The sequence below is a fragment of the Streptomyces sp. Edi2 genome, assembly GCF_040253635.1.
Classification (GTDB): Bacteria; Actinomycetota; Actinomycetes; order Streptomycetales; family Streptomycetaceae; genus Streptomyces.
Window position 1 is genome coordinate 1,589,166 of the sequence record NZ_JBEJGX010000003.1, and the last position, 16,504, is coordinate 1,605,669.

Consider the following 16,504-nt stretch of genomic DNA (forward strand, 5'->3'; position numbering starts at 1 on the left):
CACCGTGATCCACAGGACACGCCCTGAGGCGCGGTGGGTGCCCGCCGTCCGGCGGATCGGCCCGGGAGTGTGCCCCGGTCTCGCGGGCCCGCGGGCCCGCGGAGTGCGGCGAAACACCCGCTAGCTGTTCGCCAGCTCCTGGCCGCGGAGCAGGAACCAGGCGGCCACCGCGGCGGACAGCAGGACCGCCGCACCCACCGCGGCCGCGGCGTCCACCCCGGCGACGAAGGAGTGCTGTGCGGCCTTGACCAGCGCCGCGGCCTGTTCGGCGGGGAGGTGGCGGGCCGCCTCGAAGGCGCCGCCGAGCGATTCGCGGGCGGCGTCCGTGGCCGGCGCCGGGACGCCGGGCGGGGCGGCGAAGCCCCGGTAGTTGGCGGTCACGATGGACCCCAGCAGCGCGATCCCGAGCGCGGCGCCCAGCTCGTACGCCGTCTCGGAGACCGCGGAGGCCGCTCCTGCCTCCTCCTTGGGGACGCTGGAGAGGATCACATCGGCGGTGACGGTGAACGAGAAACCGGCGCCGATGCCGACGACGAAGAGGATCAGGCACAGGGCGGCGGTGCCGGTGTCGCCGTGCAGGGTGGTGCAGCCGACGAGCGAGAGCCCGACCACGGCGAGGCCGCCGGCCACCACGATCCGTACGGACAGCCGGCGGGCGACCCAGCCGGCCGCAAGACCGGCGCCCACCGCACCGATCGCGGCCGGGAGTTCGGTGAGCCCGGCGTTGAGCGGCGAGCGCAGCTGCACCATCTGGAGGAACTGGGAGAGGAAGAAGACCAGGCCGGAGAGTCCGAGGATGGTCAGCAGGTCGGCCAGCACCGCCCCGGAGAAGCCGCGGTGGTGAAAGAGCTTCATGTTCAGCAGCGGCGAGGCGAGGGTGAGCTGCCGCCGGACGAACACCACCAGGGCGAGCACCCCGATGACGGCGGCCAGCGCGATGTCCCAGCGGTAGCCCTCCACCGCCGCTTCCTTGATGGCGTAGACGACGGCGACGATGCCCACCAGGGCCAGCAGCACACTGGGGATGTCCCACGGACCGGGATCCGGATTGCGCGACTCCGGGATGACCCTGGCGCCGACGGCCACCAGCAGCGCCATCACCGGCAGGTTGATCAGGAAGACCGAACCCCACCAGAAGTGCCCCAGCAGAAAGCCACCCAGGACCGGCCCCACGGCCATGCCGGCCGAGGCCATCGCACCCCAGATACCGATGGCCAGACTGCGTTCCCTGGGGTCGTGGAAGAGGTTGCGGATGAGCGCCAGGGTGGCCGGCATCAGCGTGGCGCCGGCCACGCCCTGCAGCGCACGGGCGGCGATCATCATCTCCGGGGTGGTGGCGTACGCGGCGAGCACCGACATGGCGCCGAAGCCGACGGAGCCGATCAGCAGCAGCTTCTTCCGGCCGATGCGGTCGCCGAGGCTGCCCATGGAGACCAGCAGACCGGCGATGACGAAGGAGTAGATGTCACCGATCCACAGCAGCTGCGTCCCGGACGGCCGGAGGTCTTCGCTGAGGAAGGGCGTGGCGAGGCCGAGGACCGTGGCATCGACGCCGACCAGCAGGACGGCGAGGACGAGGACGGCGAGCGCGAGCCAGCGTCCCGGCCGGGGCTGGTCGTCCACATGAGCCGAGCCGGCCGGTTCTGACGCTATGGTCTCGGTCATTTCTCCATGCTCCGTCGGATGCCGCCGAGCAGCAGCTCGGCGATCGAGTGGTTGAGGTCATTGCGGGCGACCCGTCCTTCGTGGACGGCCCAGGCCCCGGCACCGATCAGGCCGTAGAAGGCCTCGGTGAGCCAGGCGGCGCTCAGCTCGATGCGGAAGTCGCCCTCTTCCTGGCCGCGGCGGAAGAGGGCGGAGATACGGGCGTCCAGCTCCGCCCAGCCGGCGTTGATCTCGCCGTCCTCGAAGAGCTGGTTCTCGGTGAAGAGGAAGGCCAGGACGGCGGCGACCGGTTCGGCCTCGGCGATCAGACGGCGCAGCGCCTCGACCGCGTCCCCCTCCTCCAGCCGCGCCGCGTCCATCGCCTGCACGAACTGCGCGATGCCGTGCTCCTCCAGCGCCCTGATCAGGGCGTCCCGGCCGGCGAAGTGCCGGTGCAGCGTCGCGCGGCTGATGCCCGCGGCGCGGGCGATCTCGTCCATCGGCGTCGATGCCCGGCGCGTGAGCAACGCGGCGGCTTCCTTGAGTACCCGTTCACGATCCACAGCCATGAGACATATAATAGCTGAATGAGACGTTGATGTCTCACGCGACCCTCACCACACGCACGACGGCGGCCCGCCCCCGGTGTCTCCCGGGGGCGGGCCGCCGTCGCACACTCCTGCGACCAGGAGGTATCTCCCTCCAGGTCGGCTCGGTGGCCCGCTAGGCCGGCTCGGTGGCCTTCTTGGCCGCCGCCCACTCCTGCTGCTTCACCAGATCGGCCCGCACCTCGGCGAGCTGGACCGCCACCGCGGAGGGCGCGGTGCCACCCCGGCCGCTGCGCGAGGCGAGCGCGCCGGGGACGTTGAGGACGCCGCGGACCTCGGGGGTCAGATGCGGTGAGATCTTGGCGAACTGCTCGTCGGTGAGCTGGTCCAGCTCGATGCCGTGCGCCTCGCACTCCTTGACGCACTCACCGGCGACCTCGTGCGCCACCCGGAACGGCACACCCTGCTTGACCAGCCACTCCGCGATGTCGGTGGCCAGCGAGAACCCGGCCGGAGCCAGCTCTTCCATCCGCTCGCGGTTGACGGTCAGGGTCGCCATCATGCCGGTGAACGCCGGAAGCAGCACCTCCAGTTGGTCACAGGAGTCAAAGACCGGCTCCTTGTCCTCCTGGAGGTCACGGTTGTAGGCGAGCGGCAGCGCCTTGAGCGTCGCCAGCAGACCGGTCAGATTGCCGATGAGGCGGCCCGACTTGCCCCGCGCCAACTCCGCGATGTCCGGGTTCTTCTTCTGCGGCATGATCGAGGAGCCGGTCGAGAAGGCGTCGTGGAGCGTGACGAAGGAGAACTCCTTCGTGTTCCAGAGGATGATTTCCTCGGCGATCCGGGAGAGGTTCACCCCGGTCATCGCCGTGATGAAGGCGAACTCCGCGACGAAGTCACGGGAGGCCGTGCCGTCGATGGAGTTGCCTGCCGAGCCGTGCTCGAAGCCGAGGTCGGCCGCGACCGCCTCCGGGTCGAGCCCGAGCGAGGAGCCGGCCAGCGCACCCGAGCCGTACGGGGAGACGGCGGTGCGCTCGTCCCACTGCCGCAGCCGTTCCGCGTCCCGCGACAGCGACTGCACATGCGCCAGCACATGGTGGGCGAAGAGCACCGGCTGGGCGTGCTGGAGGTGGGTACGGCCCGGCATCGCGACGTCCGGGTGGGCCTCGGCGAGGGAGACCAGCGCCTCCTGGAGGTCGGCGATCAGCCCGCCGATGATCCGGGCGTGGTCGCGCAGGTACATCCGGAAGAGCGTGGCGACCTGGTCGTTGCGCGACCGGCCGGCCCGCAGCTTGCCGCCGAGGTCCGCACCGAGCCGCTCCAGCAGCCCGCGCTCCAGGGCGGTGTGGACGTCCTCGTCGGCGATGGTGCCGGTGAACGAGCCGTCGGCGACGTCCGCGGCGAGCTGGTCGAGCCCGGCGTGCATCCGGGTCAGCTCGTCCTCGGTGAGCAGCCCGGCCTTGTGGAGCACCCGGGCGTGCGCACGGGAACCGGCGATGTCGTACGGGGCCAGCCGCCAGTCGAAGTGGACGGACGCCGACAGTTGGGCCAGCGCCTCGGCCGGTCCATCGGCGAAACGGCCGCCCCAGAGCCGGACGTCACCGGTGTTGCTGCTCACTGCTGCTCCTCAAGGCTGCTTCGGATACGCGACCTCCCCCTGGGTCCCGGGGACCAGGGGGTACCCCCGCCGCGAGGGCGGGGAGGCGGGCCGTCGTACGGAGTTAACGAGACGGGCTCAGGCCAGGTCGCGCTTGGCCGCGATCTTGCTCGACATGCCGAAGAGCTCGATGAAGCCCTTCGAGAGCGACTGGTCGAAGGTGTCGCCGGTGTCGTACGTCGCGAGGTTGAAGTCGTACAGCGACTGGTCCGACTTCCGGCCGGTGACCACGGCGCGGCCGCCGTGCAGGGTCATCCGGATGTCGCCGGACACGGCCTGGTTGGCCTCGTTGATGAAGCCGTCCAGGGCGCGCTTGAGCGGCGAGAACCACAGACCGTCGTAGACCAGCTCGCCCCAGCGCTGCTCGACCTGCCGCTTGTAGCGGGCCAGTTCGCGCTCGACGGTGACGCTCTCCAGCTCCTGGTGCGCGGTGATCAGCGCGATCGCGCCGGGCGCCTCGTAGACCTCACGGGACTTGATGCCGACCAGCCGGTCCTCGACCATGTCGATCCGGCCGATGCCCTGGGCGCCGGCCCGCTCGTTGAGCTGCTGGATGGCCTGCAGGACGGTGACGGGCTTGCCGTCGAGGGCGACCGGGACGCCCTCCTTGAAGGTGATGACGACCTCGTCGGCCTCCCGCTGGACGGCCGGGCTCTCCGTGTACTCGTACACGTCCTCGATCGGCGCGTTCCAGATGTCCTCCAGGAAGCCGGTCTCCACGGCCCGCCCGAAGACGTTCTGGTCGATGGAGTACGGCGACTTCTTGGTGGTCGCGATCGGGAGGTTCTTCTCCTCGCAGAACGCGATCGCCTTGTCCCGGGTCATCGCGTAGTCGCGGACCGGGGCGATGCACTTCAGGTCGGGGGCGAGGGAGGAGATACCGGCCTCGAAACGGACCTGGTCGTTGCCCTTGCCGGTGCAGCCGTGGGCGACGGTGGTGGCGCCGTGCTTCTTGGCGGCGGCCACCAGGTGCTTGACGATGGTCGGCCGCGAGAGGGCGGAGACCAGCGGGTAGCGGTCCATGTACAGGGCGTTGGCCTTGATCGCCGGGAGGCAGTACTCGTCGGCGAATTCGTCCTTGGCGTCCGCGACCTCGGCCTCGACCGCACCGCAGTCGAGCGCACGCTTGCGGATGACGTCCAGGTCCTCGCCGCCCTGGCCGACGTCCACGGCAACGGCGATGACCTCGGCGCCCGTCTCCTCGGCGATCCAGCCGATACAGACAGAGGTGTCCAGGCCGCCGGAGTAGGCGAGTACGACGCGCTCGGTCACGGGTTTCTCCTTACGGTGCATACGCTGATGGGTATAAGTATGCACTCCACCGTATGTTTCGTCAACGGGAAGGCGAACACGCAGGTCAAACGGCGGGCCGTCGACGCCGCGGGACCCTCAGAAGCCCTCCCGCAGCACCTCGACCAGGACGTTCACATGACTCACGGACACATCCTTCGTGGCCGTCAGCAGCGTCAGCGGCCCCTGCGCCGCCCGCTCCCGCAGCCTCTCCAGCGCCGGCTGCACCGCCTCCTGCGCCAGCTCCTCGCGGTACCGCTCGGCGAACTCCGCGAACCGCGGTCCCTCGTGGTGGAACCAGCGGCGCAGCTCCGACGAGGGCGCCACGTCCTTGCACCACTCGGTCAGCTGCGCGTCCGCCTTGGACAGCCCGCGCGGCCACAGCCGGTCCACCAGCACCCGCGCCCCGTCCGCCGGCTCCGGCGCCTCGTAGACCCGGCGCACCCGGAGATCATTCTTCGCGGACATTTCATCCATAACACCATCGAACCACGCCGGCCGGGCCCCCGCCGGAGGCCCGCGACGACGCCTGCGAGCACCCGCTTTGGATTCATGGCCCCGGACAGGGTATTTTTCTTCTGCACGCCCCGGCCGGGAGTTCTCCGGCCGGCACGAGCACCGGGACGTGGCGCAGCTTGGTAGCGCACTTGACTGGGGGTCAAGGGGTCGCAGGTTCAAATCCTGTCGTCCCGACGGTGCAGTAAGGGCTTCGAGCCCAGGTCAGGGCCTTGCTCCCGCTTCGGGGGAGCAAGGCCCTTGATCGTTTTCTGCGGGATAACGCCTTACGCGCGAGGATCGGTGTAGTAGTCGGCCAGCATCTCCGAGGGCCAGGCGGGCTCGCGTACGCCGCCCTGCGGTCCCATCACGCTGAACCAGGGCTTGATGTCCAGGATTGGTGTGCCGTCCACGGCATCCAGTGCTTCCACGTGCAGATCCAGGCCGTCCACTTTGAGCAGGCGGCATCGGGAGATGCCCAGCCAGTTCATTCGGCGCATGTTGCGGTGGGCGAAGGTGCCGCCTGCCGGCCAGTCGGGGTTGCCGCGGGGGCGCCGGGGCTCAGGGTGCAGATCGGTGGGATCGGTCAGGTGGAAGCGGAAGACGACCTCGATGTGGGAGAAGTCCTCCAGACCGACGACGGCCCCCTCGGTGAACTGCTCCGGGTCGATACGGATGATGGAGCGAGTACCGCCCCAGTAATCGTCCGTGGGGTCGACGCGACCACCCACCACGTGGGCGACGGGTACGACCTTGAACTCTTCTGTCATGGGGACTGCACTCCTCGGGGAACTGGGTAGAACGGGTGGTCAGGCGGACTCGGCCAGGTAGGCGGCAGCACGGCGATCGAGTTCGGCCACCGTGGGAATGCCGCGCCCACGTACGGGCGACAGGGCACGACGCATGTCCAAGGCAGTACGACGGGCGCGCGCCGAACGAATGCCGTCCATGGAGTCCAGCGCACGCGACCAGGTGGCGCAGGCTTCCTCCATGGCTCCCTGCCTCGCCTGGACGGCACCGAGATACCCAAGGGTCACGGCGTGCGTGCGGGTGAACGAGGAGGCAGCGCGGGTGCGGACGCTGCGCCGGAACTGCTGCTGTGCGCCGTTCAGATCCCCGATGTCGCGCAGAGTACACGCGGTCTCATGCGCGAGGCTGGCCTCGCTGAAGAAGAACACCCGGGCCGGGTCCTCGTCACCGGAGCGGGCGGATGACAGGTCGTCCTCGGCGCGGAGCAACGCGGCGACGGCGGCCTTCTTCTGTCCGGCGGCGGCCAGCGCGCGGGCATGGACCACGCCCAGCAGTGCGCGCTCGCGCGGGGTCGCGAGAACGTAGCGAGCACCATCCATCGAGGCCGTGGCAACGTTCAGGGCGTGGCTCGGGTGTCCGAGGTCCACCGCCTGGTGAGCCATGGCGCGGAGGACGTGCCCCGCCAAAGGCGCGTCACCGGCCTCTGCCGCCAAGCTCACCGCAGTCGTGAAGTAGCGCTGCGCGAGAGAGTGTTCAGCGCTGTCGAACGCCATCCAACCGGAGAGGTAGGCCAGTTCACCGGCGGCGGAGAACATCTCCCGCCGCACACTGCCGTCCGTGTAGTGACCGTTGAGGTACGCGGCTACATCGGTCGTGAGGTACTGGACCGCTGCCGTGCGGGCGTGACCGCCGCCGTGTCGCTGATCGACACGGGAAAACATGGCCGCCATGTCTCGGACGGTCTCCAGGTCCCGGCGGCCGACCTTGGGGCGGTTCGTCGTGGAAGGCACGGTGGAGCGCTCAGCCATCTGCGTCCACCACGCGGGGCCGGGCACGGCCAGCGCGGCGACTGAGTATGCGGCGGCGGTGAGGGCACGCCTGCGCCCTATGTCCAAGTCGTCTCTCCCCAACTCGTTGAGCGCTGCCAGGGTATCCAGACGCCAGGCGGGCGCGTCTTCCAAGGGATTGGCGGCGAACCCGATCTCGCTCAACGTGACTGGTCTGCGGAGTTGGCGGGAGAGGGCTTCGGCCAGGTAACGCGCCGTGCATTCGGAGGGCTTGGCACCGGCCACCCAGTGGGCGATGGCGGAGCGGTTCGTACGCACAGCGTCTCCGGCCTCACCTCCGATGGAACGCACCGAACGGGCCAGCGTCTCGTACGTCACCCCAGCCGACTTGATCATGTCTTGGAGCAGGATGTTACGTAAGCGCTGCTGTCCGCCTGAGCCACCCATCCGACCTCCTCCCTGGTGACGCGGCCCCACCCAACCCCAGCCGGGTCGTGAGGCCAACGTCTAAACGCGTTAAACGCGTTGCTCCCTTGCACGCCCTTGGACACGTGGCGTGACGCTCGTTGACTGGAGCGTAGCCGCCGTCCAGGAAAGTACAGCGGCTCGAAGAAGATTGCCCGCCCCCGCACTCCGCCGGTGGTGGGCTGCAGCCGACACCGACGAGGTCCCGATGACCATGACCGCATCCCGTCGCACCGGACACCCCGGATACAGCGAGACGCTGCTGCGCAGACCCGAGAGCGTGGCCGTCGCTCGCCGTCTGGTGCGCTGCGCGCTGGCCGCCTGGGGCATGGAGGAACTGGCCGACGACGGAGCTTTGGTGGTCTCCGAGTTGGTGACGAACGCCGTGCAGCACGCACGGAGCGAGGTGATCCGGCTGGTCGTCAGCCGTCCCGGCCCGGACAGGGTGCGGATCGGGGTGGTGGACCGGTCGAAGGCTCCTCCACGGCACCGCCCGCCGGGGGACGAGGACGACAGCGGGCGGGGTCTCGTGCTGGTGGCCGGAGTGACGGCCGCCTGGGGTACCGACCGGCTCCCCTGGGGCAAGCGGGTCTGGGGCGAACTGCACAGGAAGGACAGCCGGTGAGCGGTGCGGGGAAGCCCTGGGTGGGCGATCTGGTGCACGACGAGAGTGCCGGCCGGACCGGCATCGTCAGCGATGTACGGAACGGCGTCTATGTGCTGCGACCGGAGAACGGGCCAGGGCACTGGCTCTGCGAGGTCCCCGGGCGGCTGACGGTCGTGGTTCGGCGTGAAGAGCGGCGGAGTGACGGCTGAGCTGAGGCGGGGTGAAGTGAGGCCAGGCCGGGCGAGGTGAGGTGGCGTGAGGCGAGGCTAGGCCAGGTGAGGTGCGAACCCGGCCGCCCCGGCGGGGAAAAGCCCGCGCGGGGCGGCCGGGTTCGCGACCTGGTTCACGGCCGGGGCTACGGCCCGGTTCGCGGCCCGGTTGGCGCGCCGGTTTCGCGGCCAGGGGCTACGGCACCGGCGGGACCGGGTCCGACAGGTCGCGCCGGTCCGAGAGGTCGCGCTGGTCCGACAGGTCCCGCTGGTGCGGTATGGCGATCTCGTCCGGCTTCTGGAGGGCCACGGTCCGGGCCGGGGAGGGGATCCGGATGCCCTCGGCGCGGTAGCGCTGGTGCAGCCGCTTGATGAACTCGTGCTTGATGCGGTACTGGTCGCTGAACTCGCCGACACCGAGGATCACCGTGAAGCTGATCCTGGAGTCGCCGAAGGTGTGGAAGCGGACGGCCGGTTCGTGGTCGGGGTCGCCGCCGTCGACGTCCTTCATCACGCTCTCGACGACCTCGGTGGTGACCCGCTCGACATGGTTGAGGTCGCTGTCGTAGCCGACGCCCACCTGCACCAGGATCGTCAGCTTCTGTTCAGGGCGGGTGAAGTTGGTCATGTTGGTGCCGGCCAGCTGGGCGTTGGAGATGATCACCAGGTTGTTGGAGAGCTGGCGGACCACGGTGTTCCGCCAGTTGACGTCCACGACATAGCCCTCCTCGCCGCTGCTGAGCCGGATGTAGTCACCTGGCTGCACCGTCTTGGAGGCGAGGATGTGCACGCCCGCGAAGAGGTTGGCGAGGGTGTCCTGAAGGGCCAGGGCGACGGCGAGACCGCCCACGCCCAGGGCGGTGAGCAGCGGGGCGATCGAGATGCCCAGGGTCTGCAGGACGACGAGGAAGCCCATCGCCAGGACGATGATGCGGGTGATGTTGGCGAAGATGGTCGCCGATCCGGCCACCCCGGAGCGGGACTGCGCGAAGGTCTTCACCACTCCGGTGATCACACGGGCCGCGGTGAGCGTGACGACCAGGATGAGCAGCACCATCAGCGTCCGGTTGACGGTGCGTCCGACCGCCTCCGTCAGCGGCAGCGCCGCGGCGGCCGCCGCCAGACCGCCGGTGACCGCCGCCCAGGGCACCACCGCCCGCAGCGCGTCGACGAGGATGTCGTCCCCGCTCCACCGGGTTTTGAGGGCGTGTTTGCCCAGCCACCGCAGGCTGACCCGCAGCAGCAGGCCCGCCACGATGCCGGCCGCCAGCGCGGCCCCGGCCACGATCAGATCGTGCAGTGTCACCGCGCGGTTCACCGGCCGGCTCCTCCTGCGACCGGAAGAAGCGGACCTGCTATGAGCCGGATGTGATGTCTCGTCACCATGCCACCTGCTTGTCTCTAGGGCTGCGTAGGCGCCGGGACATCCGGGGACGTCCCGGCGCGAACTGCCATCCTGCCGTATGGGGTTCGGCAGGCAGCGGGTGGCTCGGGTGGGATGGTGCACGGTGCGCACGGCCGCCGCCGGGGGCGGGGCGGTCCGCTCCCCGGCGTGACGAAAGGCGCGGGGAGCGGCGCGGGCGGTGTCAGTGCGCCTTTTGCGCCAGGCGCAGCAGATGGTCGGCGAGGGCCTGGCCGCCCGCCGGGTCGCGGCTGATGAGCATCAGGGTGTCGTCGCCCGCGATGGTGCCGAGGATGTCGTGGAGTTCGGCCTGGTCGATGGCCGAGGCCAGGAACTGGGCGGCGCCCGGCGGGGTGCGCAGGACCACGAGGTTGGCGGAGGCCTCGGCGGAGATGAGGAGTTCGCCGGAGAGGCGGCGCATCCGCTCCTCCTTGGCCGACTCCCCCAGCGGCGCCCGCGGCTTGCGGTCGCCGCCCTCGCTGGGCACCGCGTAGATCAGCTCGCCGCCGGTGTTGCGGATCTTCACCGCGCCCAGCTCGTCCAGATCGCGCGAGAGCGTCGCCTGGGTGACGGACAGGCCGTCGTCGGCGAGCAGCTTGGCGAGCTGGCTCTGGGAGCGGACCGGCAGCCGGTTGAGGATGTCCACGATCCGGCGGTGGCGGGCGGTGCGGGTCTGCGGTACGGCCTGGCCGCCGTTCTGCGCCTCGGTGTCCCGCGGCTCGTTGCCCTGCGGCTCGTTGCCCTGCGCCTCGTTGTCCTGCAGCTCGCTCATCGTTGTCGTCAGTCTCCGGCTCGTCGTTCCCCGTCGGCCCCTTGGCGGACCGTGTTCAGGACGCCGGGGAGCTTGTGGAGGAACACTTCCGCTTCGTCGTCGGAGACGATCAGCGGCGGGGCGAGCCGGATGACATCCGGCGCGACCGCGTTCACCAGCAGGCCCGCGTCCTGAGCCGCCTGCTGCACCTGTGGCGCGAGCGGCTCCGTCAAGACGATACCCAGGAGAAGGCCCGCACCGCGGACCTGGCCGACCAACGGGTGGCCCAGGGCCTCGGTCCCGTTCCTCAGCCGCTCGCCGACCCGCTTGACGTTCTCCAGGACTCCGTCGGCCTCGATGGTGTCCAGGACGGCGAGGGCGCCGGCGCAGACGACCGGGTTGCCGCTGAAGGTCGAGCCGTGCGAACCGGGCGTGAGCAGCCGGGCGGCCGGGCCGAAGGCCAGGGTGGCGCCGATCGGCAGACCACCGCCCAGGCCCTTGGCGAGGGTGACGATGTCGGCCTCGATGCCCTGCGCCTGGGACTCCAGCCAGTGTCCGGTCCGGCCGATGCCGGTCTGGATCTCGTCCAGGACCAGCAGGGTGCCGGTGGCGGCGGTGATCTCGCGGGCGGCCCGGAGGTAGCCGGGCGGCGGGACGATGACGCCGTTCTCGCCCTGGACGGGCTCCAGGATGACGAAGGCGGTGTCGGTGGTGACGGCGGCCCGGAGCGCTTCGACGTCCCCGTACGGGACGTAGTCGACGTCACCGGGCAGCGGCGCGAACGGTGCCTGCTTGGCGGGTTGGCCGGTGAGGGCGAGGGCGCCCATGGTGCGGCCGTGGAAGCCGCCGGCCGTGGAGACCATGTGGCGGCGCCCGGTCAGCCGGCCGATCTTGAAGGCGGCTTCGTTGGCCTCGGCGCCGGAGTTGGAGAAGTAGACCCGGCCGGGCCGTCCGGCCAACGCGAGCAGCCGCTCGGCGAGGGCCACGGTGGGCTCGGTGACGAAGAAGTTCGAGACATGGCCGAGGGTGGCGACCTGGTCGGAGACGGCGCGGACCACCGCGGGGTGGGCGTGGCCGAGGGCGTTGACCGCGATGCCGCCGAGGAAGTCCAGGTACTCGTTGCCGTCGGCGTCCCACACCTTGGCGCCCTCGCCCCGGACGAGCGGGATACGGGGGGTGCCGAAGTTGTCCATCATGGCGCCCTGCCAGCGGCCGGCGAGTCCTGCGTTGGTCACCGGGCCGTGGCCGTGTGCCGCGTCGTTCATGTCGCCCCCTCGATCGTGTTCGCGTCCGGCACGACCATCGTGCCGATCCCTTCGTCGGTGAAGATCTCCAGCAGAATCGAGTGCTGGACCCGCCCGTCGATGACCCGGGCGGTGTGGACACCGTTGCGGACGGCGTGCAGACAGCCCCGCATCTTGGGGACCATGCCGCTGGCCAGGTCGGGCAGCAGCTTCTCCAGTTCGCTGGCGGTGAGGCGGGAGATCACCTCGTCGCTCTGGGGCCAGTCCTCGTACAGCCCCTCGACATCGGTGAGCACCATCAGCGTCTCGGCGCCGAGGGCCGCGGCCAGCGCGGCCGCCGCGGTGTCGGCGTTGACGTTGAAGACACCGGAGGCCCCTGAGGCGGCGTCCTCCGCGTCGCTGCTGCGGGCAATCGAGGAGATGACCGGGATCCGGCCGTCGTCCAGGAGGGCGTGGACGGCCCCGGGGTCGATGCCGGTGATCTCGCCGACCCGGCCGATGTCCACCCGCTCGCCGTCGATGTCGGCGAAGTGCTTGGTCGCGGTCATCAGATGGGCGTCCTCGCCGGTCATGCCGACGGCGAGCGGACCGTGCTCGTTGAGCAGTCCCACCAGCTCGCGCTGCACCTGGCCGGCCAGCACCATCCGGACGACGTTCATCGCCTCGGGCGTGGTGACCCGCAGGCCGCCCTTGAACTCCGACTCCAGGCCGAGCAGGTCCAGCTGGGCGCTGATCTGCGGGCCGCCGCCGTGCACGACGACGGGGCGCAGTCCGGCGTGCCGCAGGAAGACCACGTCCTGGGCGAAGGCCCGCTTGAGCTCTTCGTCGACCATGGCGTTGCCGCCGAACTTGATGACGACGGTCTTGCCGTGGTGCCGGGTCAGCCAGGGCAGCGCCTCGATGAGGGTGCGCGCCTTGGGGAGCGCGGTGTGTTTGCGGGTACTCATGCGCCGGCCTCGCTTCTGGGGGCGTGCTGCGGGCACAGCACACGCCGGTGGTGGTGGGTGCACTCGCTCATGAGGAGTACGCGCTGTTCTCGTGGACGTAGTCGGCGGTCAGGTCGTTGGCCCAGATGACCGCGGACTCGGTGCCGGCCGCGAGGTCGGCGGTGATGCGTACCTCCCGGTAGCGCATGTCGACCAGGTCGCGGTCCTCTCCCACCGAGCCGTTCCTGCAGACCCAGATGCCGTTGATGGCGACGTTCAGCCGGTCGGGTTCGAAGACGGCGGAGGTGGTGCCGATGGCGGACAGCACCCGGCCCCAGTTGGGGTCCTCACCGTGCAGGGCGCACTTGAGGAGGTTGTTGCGGGCGATCGAGCGGCCGACCTCCACCGCGTCGTCCTCGCTCGCCGCGCCGACGACCTCGATCCGGATGTCCTTGCTGGCGCCCTCGGCGTCCCCGATCAGCTGCCGGGCCAGGTCGTCGCAGACCGTGCGCACCGCCTCGGCGAACGCGGCGGTGTCCGGTACGACGCCGGAGGCGCCCGAGGCGAGCAGCAGCACCGTGTCGTTGGTCGACATACAGCCGTCGGAGTCGACCCGGTCGAAGGTGGTGCGGGTCGCCTCGCGCAGCGCCGTATCGAGCGCGGCGGCCGGCAGATCGGCGTCGGTGGTCAGGACGACGAGCATGGTGGCCAGGCCCGGTGCGAGCATGCCGGCGCCCTTGGCCATCCCGCCGACGGTCCAGTTGTCCTGGGTGACGACGGCGGTCTTGTGCACGCTGTCGGTGGTCTTGATGGCGATGGCGGCCTTCTCGCCGCCGTGCGGGGTGAGTTGGGCAACCGCCTGGTCGACGCCGGGCAGCAGCTTGTCCATCGGCAGCGTGACGCCGATCAGGCCAGTCGAGCACACGGCGATCATGCCCGCCTGATGCCCGCCGGTTTCGTCGTACCCCGCGGTGTTCAGCGACTCGGCGACCTTCTCCGCGGTGGCGTGGGTGTCCTGGAAGCCCTTCGGGCCCGTACAGGCGTTGGCGCCACCGGAGTTGAGGACGACGGCGGACAGCTCGCCGCTCTTGAGCACCTGTTCCGACCAGAGCACCGGCGCCGCCTTGACGCGGTTGGAGGTGAAGACACCGGCGGCGGCCAGTCGCGGCCCGTTGTTCACCACGAGGGCGAGGTCCGGGTTGCCGTTCTCTTTGATCCCGGCGGCGATGCCCGCCGCCGTGAACCCTTGTGCTGCCGTGACGCTCACTGCTTCTTCTCCTCCATCGCTTCACCGGCCCCGCCGGTCACGCCCTGCTGCCCCGCGTCCGCCCCTGTCACGGCGCCACCCCGACCTTCGGCAGCCCGGTCCCCTCCGGGAGGCCGAGGGCGATGTTCATGCTCTGCACCGCGCCGCCCGCGGTCCCCTTGGTGAGGTTGTCGAGGGCGCTGATCGCGATGATCCGGCCGGCCGCCGCATCGAGCGTCACCTGCACCTGAGCGGTGTTGGAGCCGTACACGGCGGCGGTCGACGGCCACTGACCCTCGGGCAGCAGCTGCAGGAACGGCTCGTCGGCCAGCGCCTTCTCGTACGCGGCCCGTACGGCACCGGCGTCCACGCCGGGCTTCGCCTTCGCCGAGCAGGTGGCGAGGATGCCGCGCGACATGGGGGCCAGGGTCGGGGTGAAGGAGACGCTGATCCGCTCGCCGGCCACCGCGCTCAGGTTCTGGATCATCTCGGGGGTGTGCCGGTGCCCGCCGCCGACGCCGTACGGGCTCATCGAGCCCATGACCTCGGAGCCCAGCAGATGCGGTTTGAGGGCCTTGCCGGCGCCGGAGGTGCCGGTGGCCGCGACGATCACGGCCTCGGGCTCGGCGAGCCGGTCCGCGTACGCGGGGAACAGGGCGAGCGAAACGGCGGTGGGGTAGCAGCCCGGGACCGCGATGCGCCGGGTCCCCTGGAGCGCGGCGCGGCCCCCGGGCAGCTCCGGGAGGCCGTAGGGCCAGGTGCCCGCATGGGCCGAGCCGTAGAAGGCCTCCCAGTCGGCGGAATCGCTGAGCCGGAAGTCGGCGCCGCAGTCCACGACCAGCACATCCGGCCCCAGCTCCTCCGCGACCGCGGCGGACTGGCCGTGCGGCAGCGCGAGAAAGACGACGTCGTGCCCGGCCAGCACCTCGGCGGAGGTCGGCTGGAGCTCCCGGTCGGCCAGCGGGGCCAGGTGCGGCTGCAGCCCGCCCAGGCGCTGCCCGGCGTTGGAGTGCCCGGTCAGCGCCCCGATCTCCACCTCCGGGTGCCCCAGAAGCAGGCGCAGCACTTCACCACCCGCATACCCGCTCGCACCGGCCACTGCTGCTCGTACCGTCATGGACCTCTCCTCCTTGATGGCATGACTATACGGATAGTGGCAGTTTTATGCAATGGGGTGGGGGTGGAGGTGCGGAGGGGATGCGGGTGGGGATGCGGATGGAGATACTTCCTCGGCGGCGCGCTGCTGACGCTCGGGGCCTGCGCGGTGCTCCTCGGTGCGCGGGCGTCCGCCCTGCGGCGGGCGTCCGCACGGCTGTGACCACGCCCGTCCCACTGCACCGGCAACGGGATCACCAGCCCGACCGGCCCGCCCCCAGTTGCGACTCTTCGTTTTTGCGCAGCGGGCAGGCCTCAGCCCTTGACGGCCTCTGCGATCTGCAGGGCGGCCTGGGCAGGGGTGAGGTGCGCGGTGTCGACGACCTCGGCCTCGCTGTGCAGCCAGGTGCGGGCCGCCTCGGCGTAGGGCTCGAGGTATTTGAGGCGGAACGGGGAGTCGGGGCCGAGAACGGTGTCGCCCGCGATGCGCCCGCGGAGGGTGTCCTGGTCGGCGTGGAGGACGAAGTGCCGTACCGGAATGGCATGGTGGGCGAGGCCGGTGCTGATCTCGCGCCAGTACTCCTCGACCAGGACGGTCATGGGCATCACCAGAGTGCCACCGGTGTAGTCGAGTACGCGGCGGGCGGTCTCGACCACGAGCGGCCGCCACGGCGGCCAGTGCTGGAAGTTGTCCGTCCCCGGCAGCCCCGGCGTGATGTCCATGAGTGTCTCGCCGACCTTCTCGGCGTCGAACACCCGTGAATCCGGGATCAGCTGCTGCACGAGTGCACTGGTCGTCGTCTTGCCCACACCGTGGGTGCCGTTGAGCCATACGATCATGGGCCCCCACGCTAGCGCCGTACGGCCGCGGAACGGGCGTCGTCGCCGGGGAGTTTGTCCGTAAACCGTCCATGGCCGACGCCGGCAAGAAAAGGCAAAGGCAAGGAGGTTGCCCATTCCTTGCCACTCTCAACGTATAGCGCACCGGGGGGCTTGCGGCAAGGGCCGGGGTGTGCCGCAGAATGCTCGGCCAAGGCCAGGACCTGCGGAGATGGCAGATCGCGAAGGTGCGTGGGCTGTCGTCGGCGTATGCAGATGTGTGCCGACTGCATGCCGATGGATGTTGGCGTACGGGTTGCGCGGGGACGTCGGACCGCCAGTGGACTCG

The 16,504-nt window shown here is 70.4% G+C and carries 16 protein-coding genes and 1 tRNA gene; 3 read left to right on the plus strand and 14 right to left on the minus strand.

Annotated elements, in window-relative coordinates; translation table 11 throughout:
- Positions 1-120: 120 nt before the first annotated feature.
- The 5 genes from ABR737_RS10510 to ABR737_RS10530 all read right to left on the minus strand — a co-directional run bounded on the left by ABR737_RS10510 (position 121) and on the right by ABR737_RS10530 (position 5,607).
- Positions 121-1,665, minus strand: a complete 1,545-nt coding sequence (locus ABR737_RS10510; protein ID WP_350249911.1) for an MFS transporter — start codon at positions 1,663-1,665, stop codon at positions 121-123.
- Entirely contained in the window at positions 1,662-2,213 is a 552-nt protein-coding gene (locus tag ABR737_RS10515) for a TetR/AcrR family transcriptional regulator (protein WP_350249912.1), read from the minus strand. Before ABR737_RS10515 ends, ABR737_RS10510 begins: the two co-directional genes overlap by 4 nt.
- 154 nt (positions 2,214-2,367) lie before the next feature.
- Positions 2,368-3,810: an argininosuccinate lyase gene (argH, locus tag ABR737_RS10520; protein ID WP_350249913.1), complete on the minus strand. Its 1,443-nt coding sequence runs from the start codon at positions 3,808-3,810 to the stop codon at positions 2,368-2,370.
- 117 nt (positions 3,811-3,927) lie between these two features.
- Positions 3,928-5,121 carry an argininosuccinate synthase gene (locus ABR737_RS10525; RefSeq protein ID WP_350249914.1) on the minus strand — a complete coding sequence of 398 codons (1,194 nt, stop codon included), beginning with the start codon at positions 5,119-5,121 and terminating at the stop codon, positions 3,928-3,930.
- 117 nt (positions 5,122-5,238) lie between these two features.
- Positions 5,239-5,607, minus strand: coding sequence for a DUF488 domain-containing protein (locus ABR737_RS10530; protein WP_350249915.1), 369 nt, complete (start codon positions 5,605-5,607; stop codon positions 5,239-5,241).
- Positions 5,608-5,758: 151 nt separating this feature from the next.
- On the opposite strand from ABR737_RS10530, the gene ABR737_RS10535 reads away from it, so the two are divergent.
- A tRNA-Pro gene (locus ABR737_RS10535) sits at positions 5,759-5,832 on the plus strand.
- 89 nt (positions 5,833-5,921) lie between these two features.
- On the opposite strand, the gene ABR737_RS10540 is transcribed toward ABR737_RS10535, so the two are convergent.
- Both ABR737_RS10540 and ABR737_RS10545 read right to left on the minus strand, forming a co-directional pair.
- Positions 5,922-6,404, minus strand: coding sequence for an SAM-dependent methyltransferase (locus ABR737_RS10540; protein ID WP_350249916.1), 483 nt, complete (start codon positions 6,402-6,404; stop codon positions 5,922-5,924).
- A 39-nt stretch (positions 6,405-6,443) separates the two neighbouring features.
- Positions 6,444-7,787, minus strand: coding sequence for an NsdA family TPR-like regulatory protein (locus ABR737_RS10545; protein ID WP_350249917.1), 1,344 nt, complete (start codon positions 7,785-7,787; stop codon positions 6,444-6,446).
- A 277-nt stretch (positions 7,788-8,064) separates the two neighbouring features.
- Here ABR737_RS10545 and ABR737_RS10550 point away from each other — a divergent pair, with 277 nt between their 5' ends.
- Positions 8,065-8,481 carry an ATP-binding protein gene (locus tag ABR737_RS10550; RefSeq protein ID WP_350249918.1) on the plus strand — a complete coding sequence of 139 codons (417 nt, stop codon included), beginning with the start codon at positions 8,065-8,067 and terminating at the stop codon, positions 8,479-8,481.
- Positions 8,478-8,672 carry a hypothetical protein gene (locus ABR737_RS10555; protein ID WP_350249919.1) on the plus strand — a complete coding sequence of 65 codons (195 nt, stop codon included), beginning with the start codon at positions 8,478-8,480 and terminating at the stop codon, positions 8,670-8,672. The genes ABR737_RS10550 and ABR737_RS10555 overlap by 4 nt, the downstream gene beginning before the upstream one ends.
- A gap of 196 nt (positions 8,673-8,868) precedes the next feature.
- Here the strand turns inward: ABR737_RS10555 and ABR737_RS10560 are convergent, their stop codons facing one another.
- The 7 genes from ABR737_RS10560 to ABR737_RS10590 all read right to left on the minus strand — a co-directional run bounded on the left by ABR737_RS10560 (position 8,869) and on the right by ABR737_RS10590 (position 16,176).
- Positions 8,869-9,990 (minus strand): mechanosensitive ion channel family protein, encoded by a 1,122-nt coding sequence (locus tag ABR737_RS10560; protein WP_350249920.1) that lies wholly within the window; start codon positions 9,988-9,990, stop codon positions 8,869-8,871.
- Between the two features lie 268 nt (positions 9,991-10,258).
- The gene (locus ABR737_RS10565; RefSeq protein WP_350249921.1) at positions 10,259-10,846 is read right to left on the minus strand and encodes an arginine repressor; all 588 of its coding nucleotides are present in this window, start codon (positions 10,844-10,846) and stop codon (positions 10,259-10,261) included.
- 8 nt (positions 10,847-10,854) lie between these two features.
- Positions 10,855-12,090 carry an acetylornithine transaminase gene (locus tag ABR737_RS10570; protein ID WP_350249922.1) on the minus strand — a complete coding sequence of 412 codons (1,236 nt, stop codon included), beginning with the start codon at positions 12,088-12,090 and terminating at the stop codon, positions 10,855-10,857.
- Entirely contained in the window at positions 12,087-13,016 is a 930-nt protein-coding gene (gene argB / locus ABR737_RS10575; protein ID WP_350249923.1) for an acetylglutamate kinase, read from the minus strand. Before argB ends, ABR737_RS10570 begins: the two co-directional genes overlap by 4 nt.
- Before the next feature lie 67 nt (positions 13,017-13,083).
- Positions 13,084-14,262, minus strand: coding sequence for a bifunctional glutamate N-acetyltransferase/amino-acid acetyltransferase ArgJ (gene argJ, locus ABR737_RS10580; protein WP_350249924.1), 1,179 nt, complete (start codon positions 14,260-14,262; stop codon positions 13,084-13,086).
- A 67-nt stretch (positions 14,263-14,329) separates the two neighbouring features.
- A complete protein-coding gene (gene argC / locus ABR737_RS10585) occupies positions 14,330-15,358 on the minus strand; it encodes an N-acetyl-gamma-glutamyl-phosphate reductase (protein ID WP_350249925.1) in 1,029 nt (342 codons plus the stop codon).
- Positions 15,359-15,651: 293 nt separating this feature from the next.
- Positions 15,652-16,176, minus strand: coding sequence for a P-loop nucleotide/nucleoside kinase family protein (locus ABR737_RS10590; RefSeq protein ID WP_350249926.1), 525 nt, complete (start codon positions 16,174-16,176; stop codon positions 15,652-15,654).
- Between the last annotated feature and the right edge of the window lie 328 nt (positions 16,177-16,504).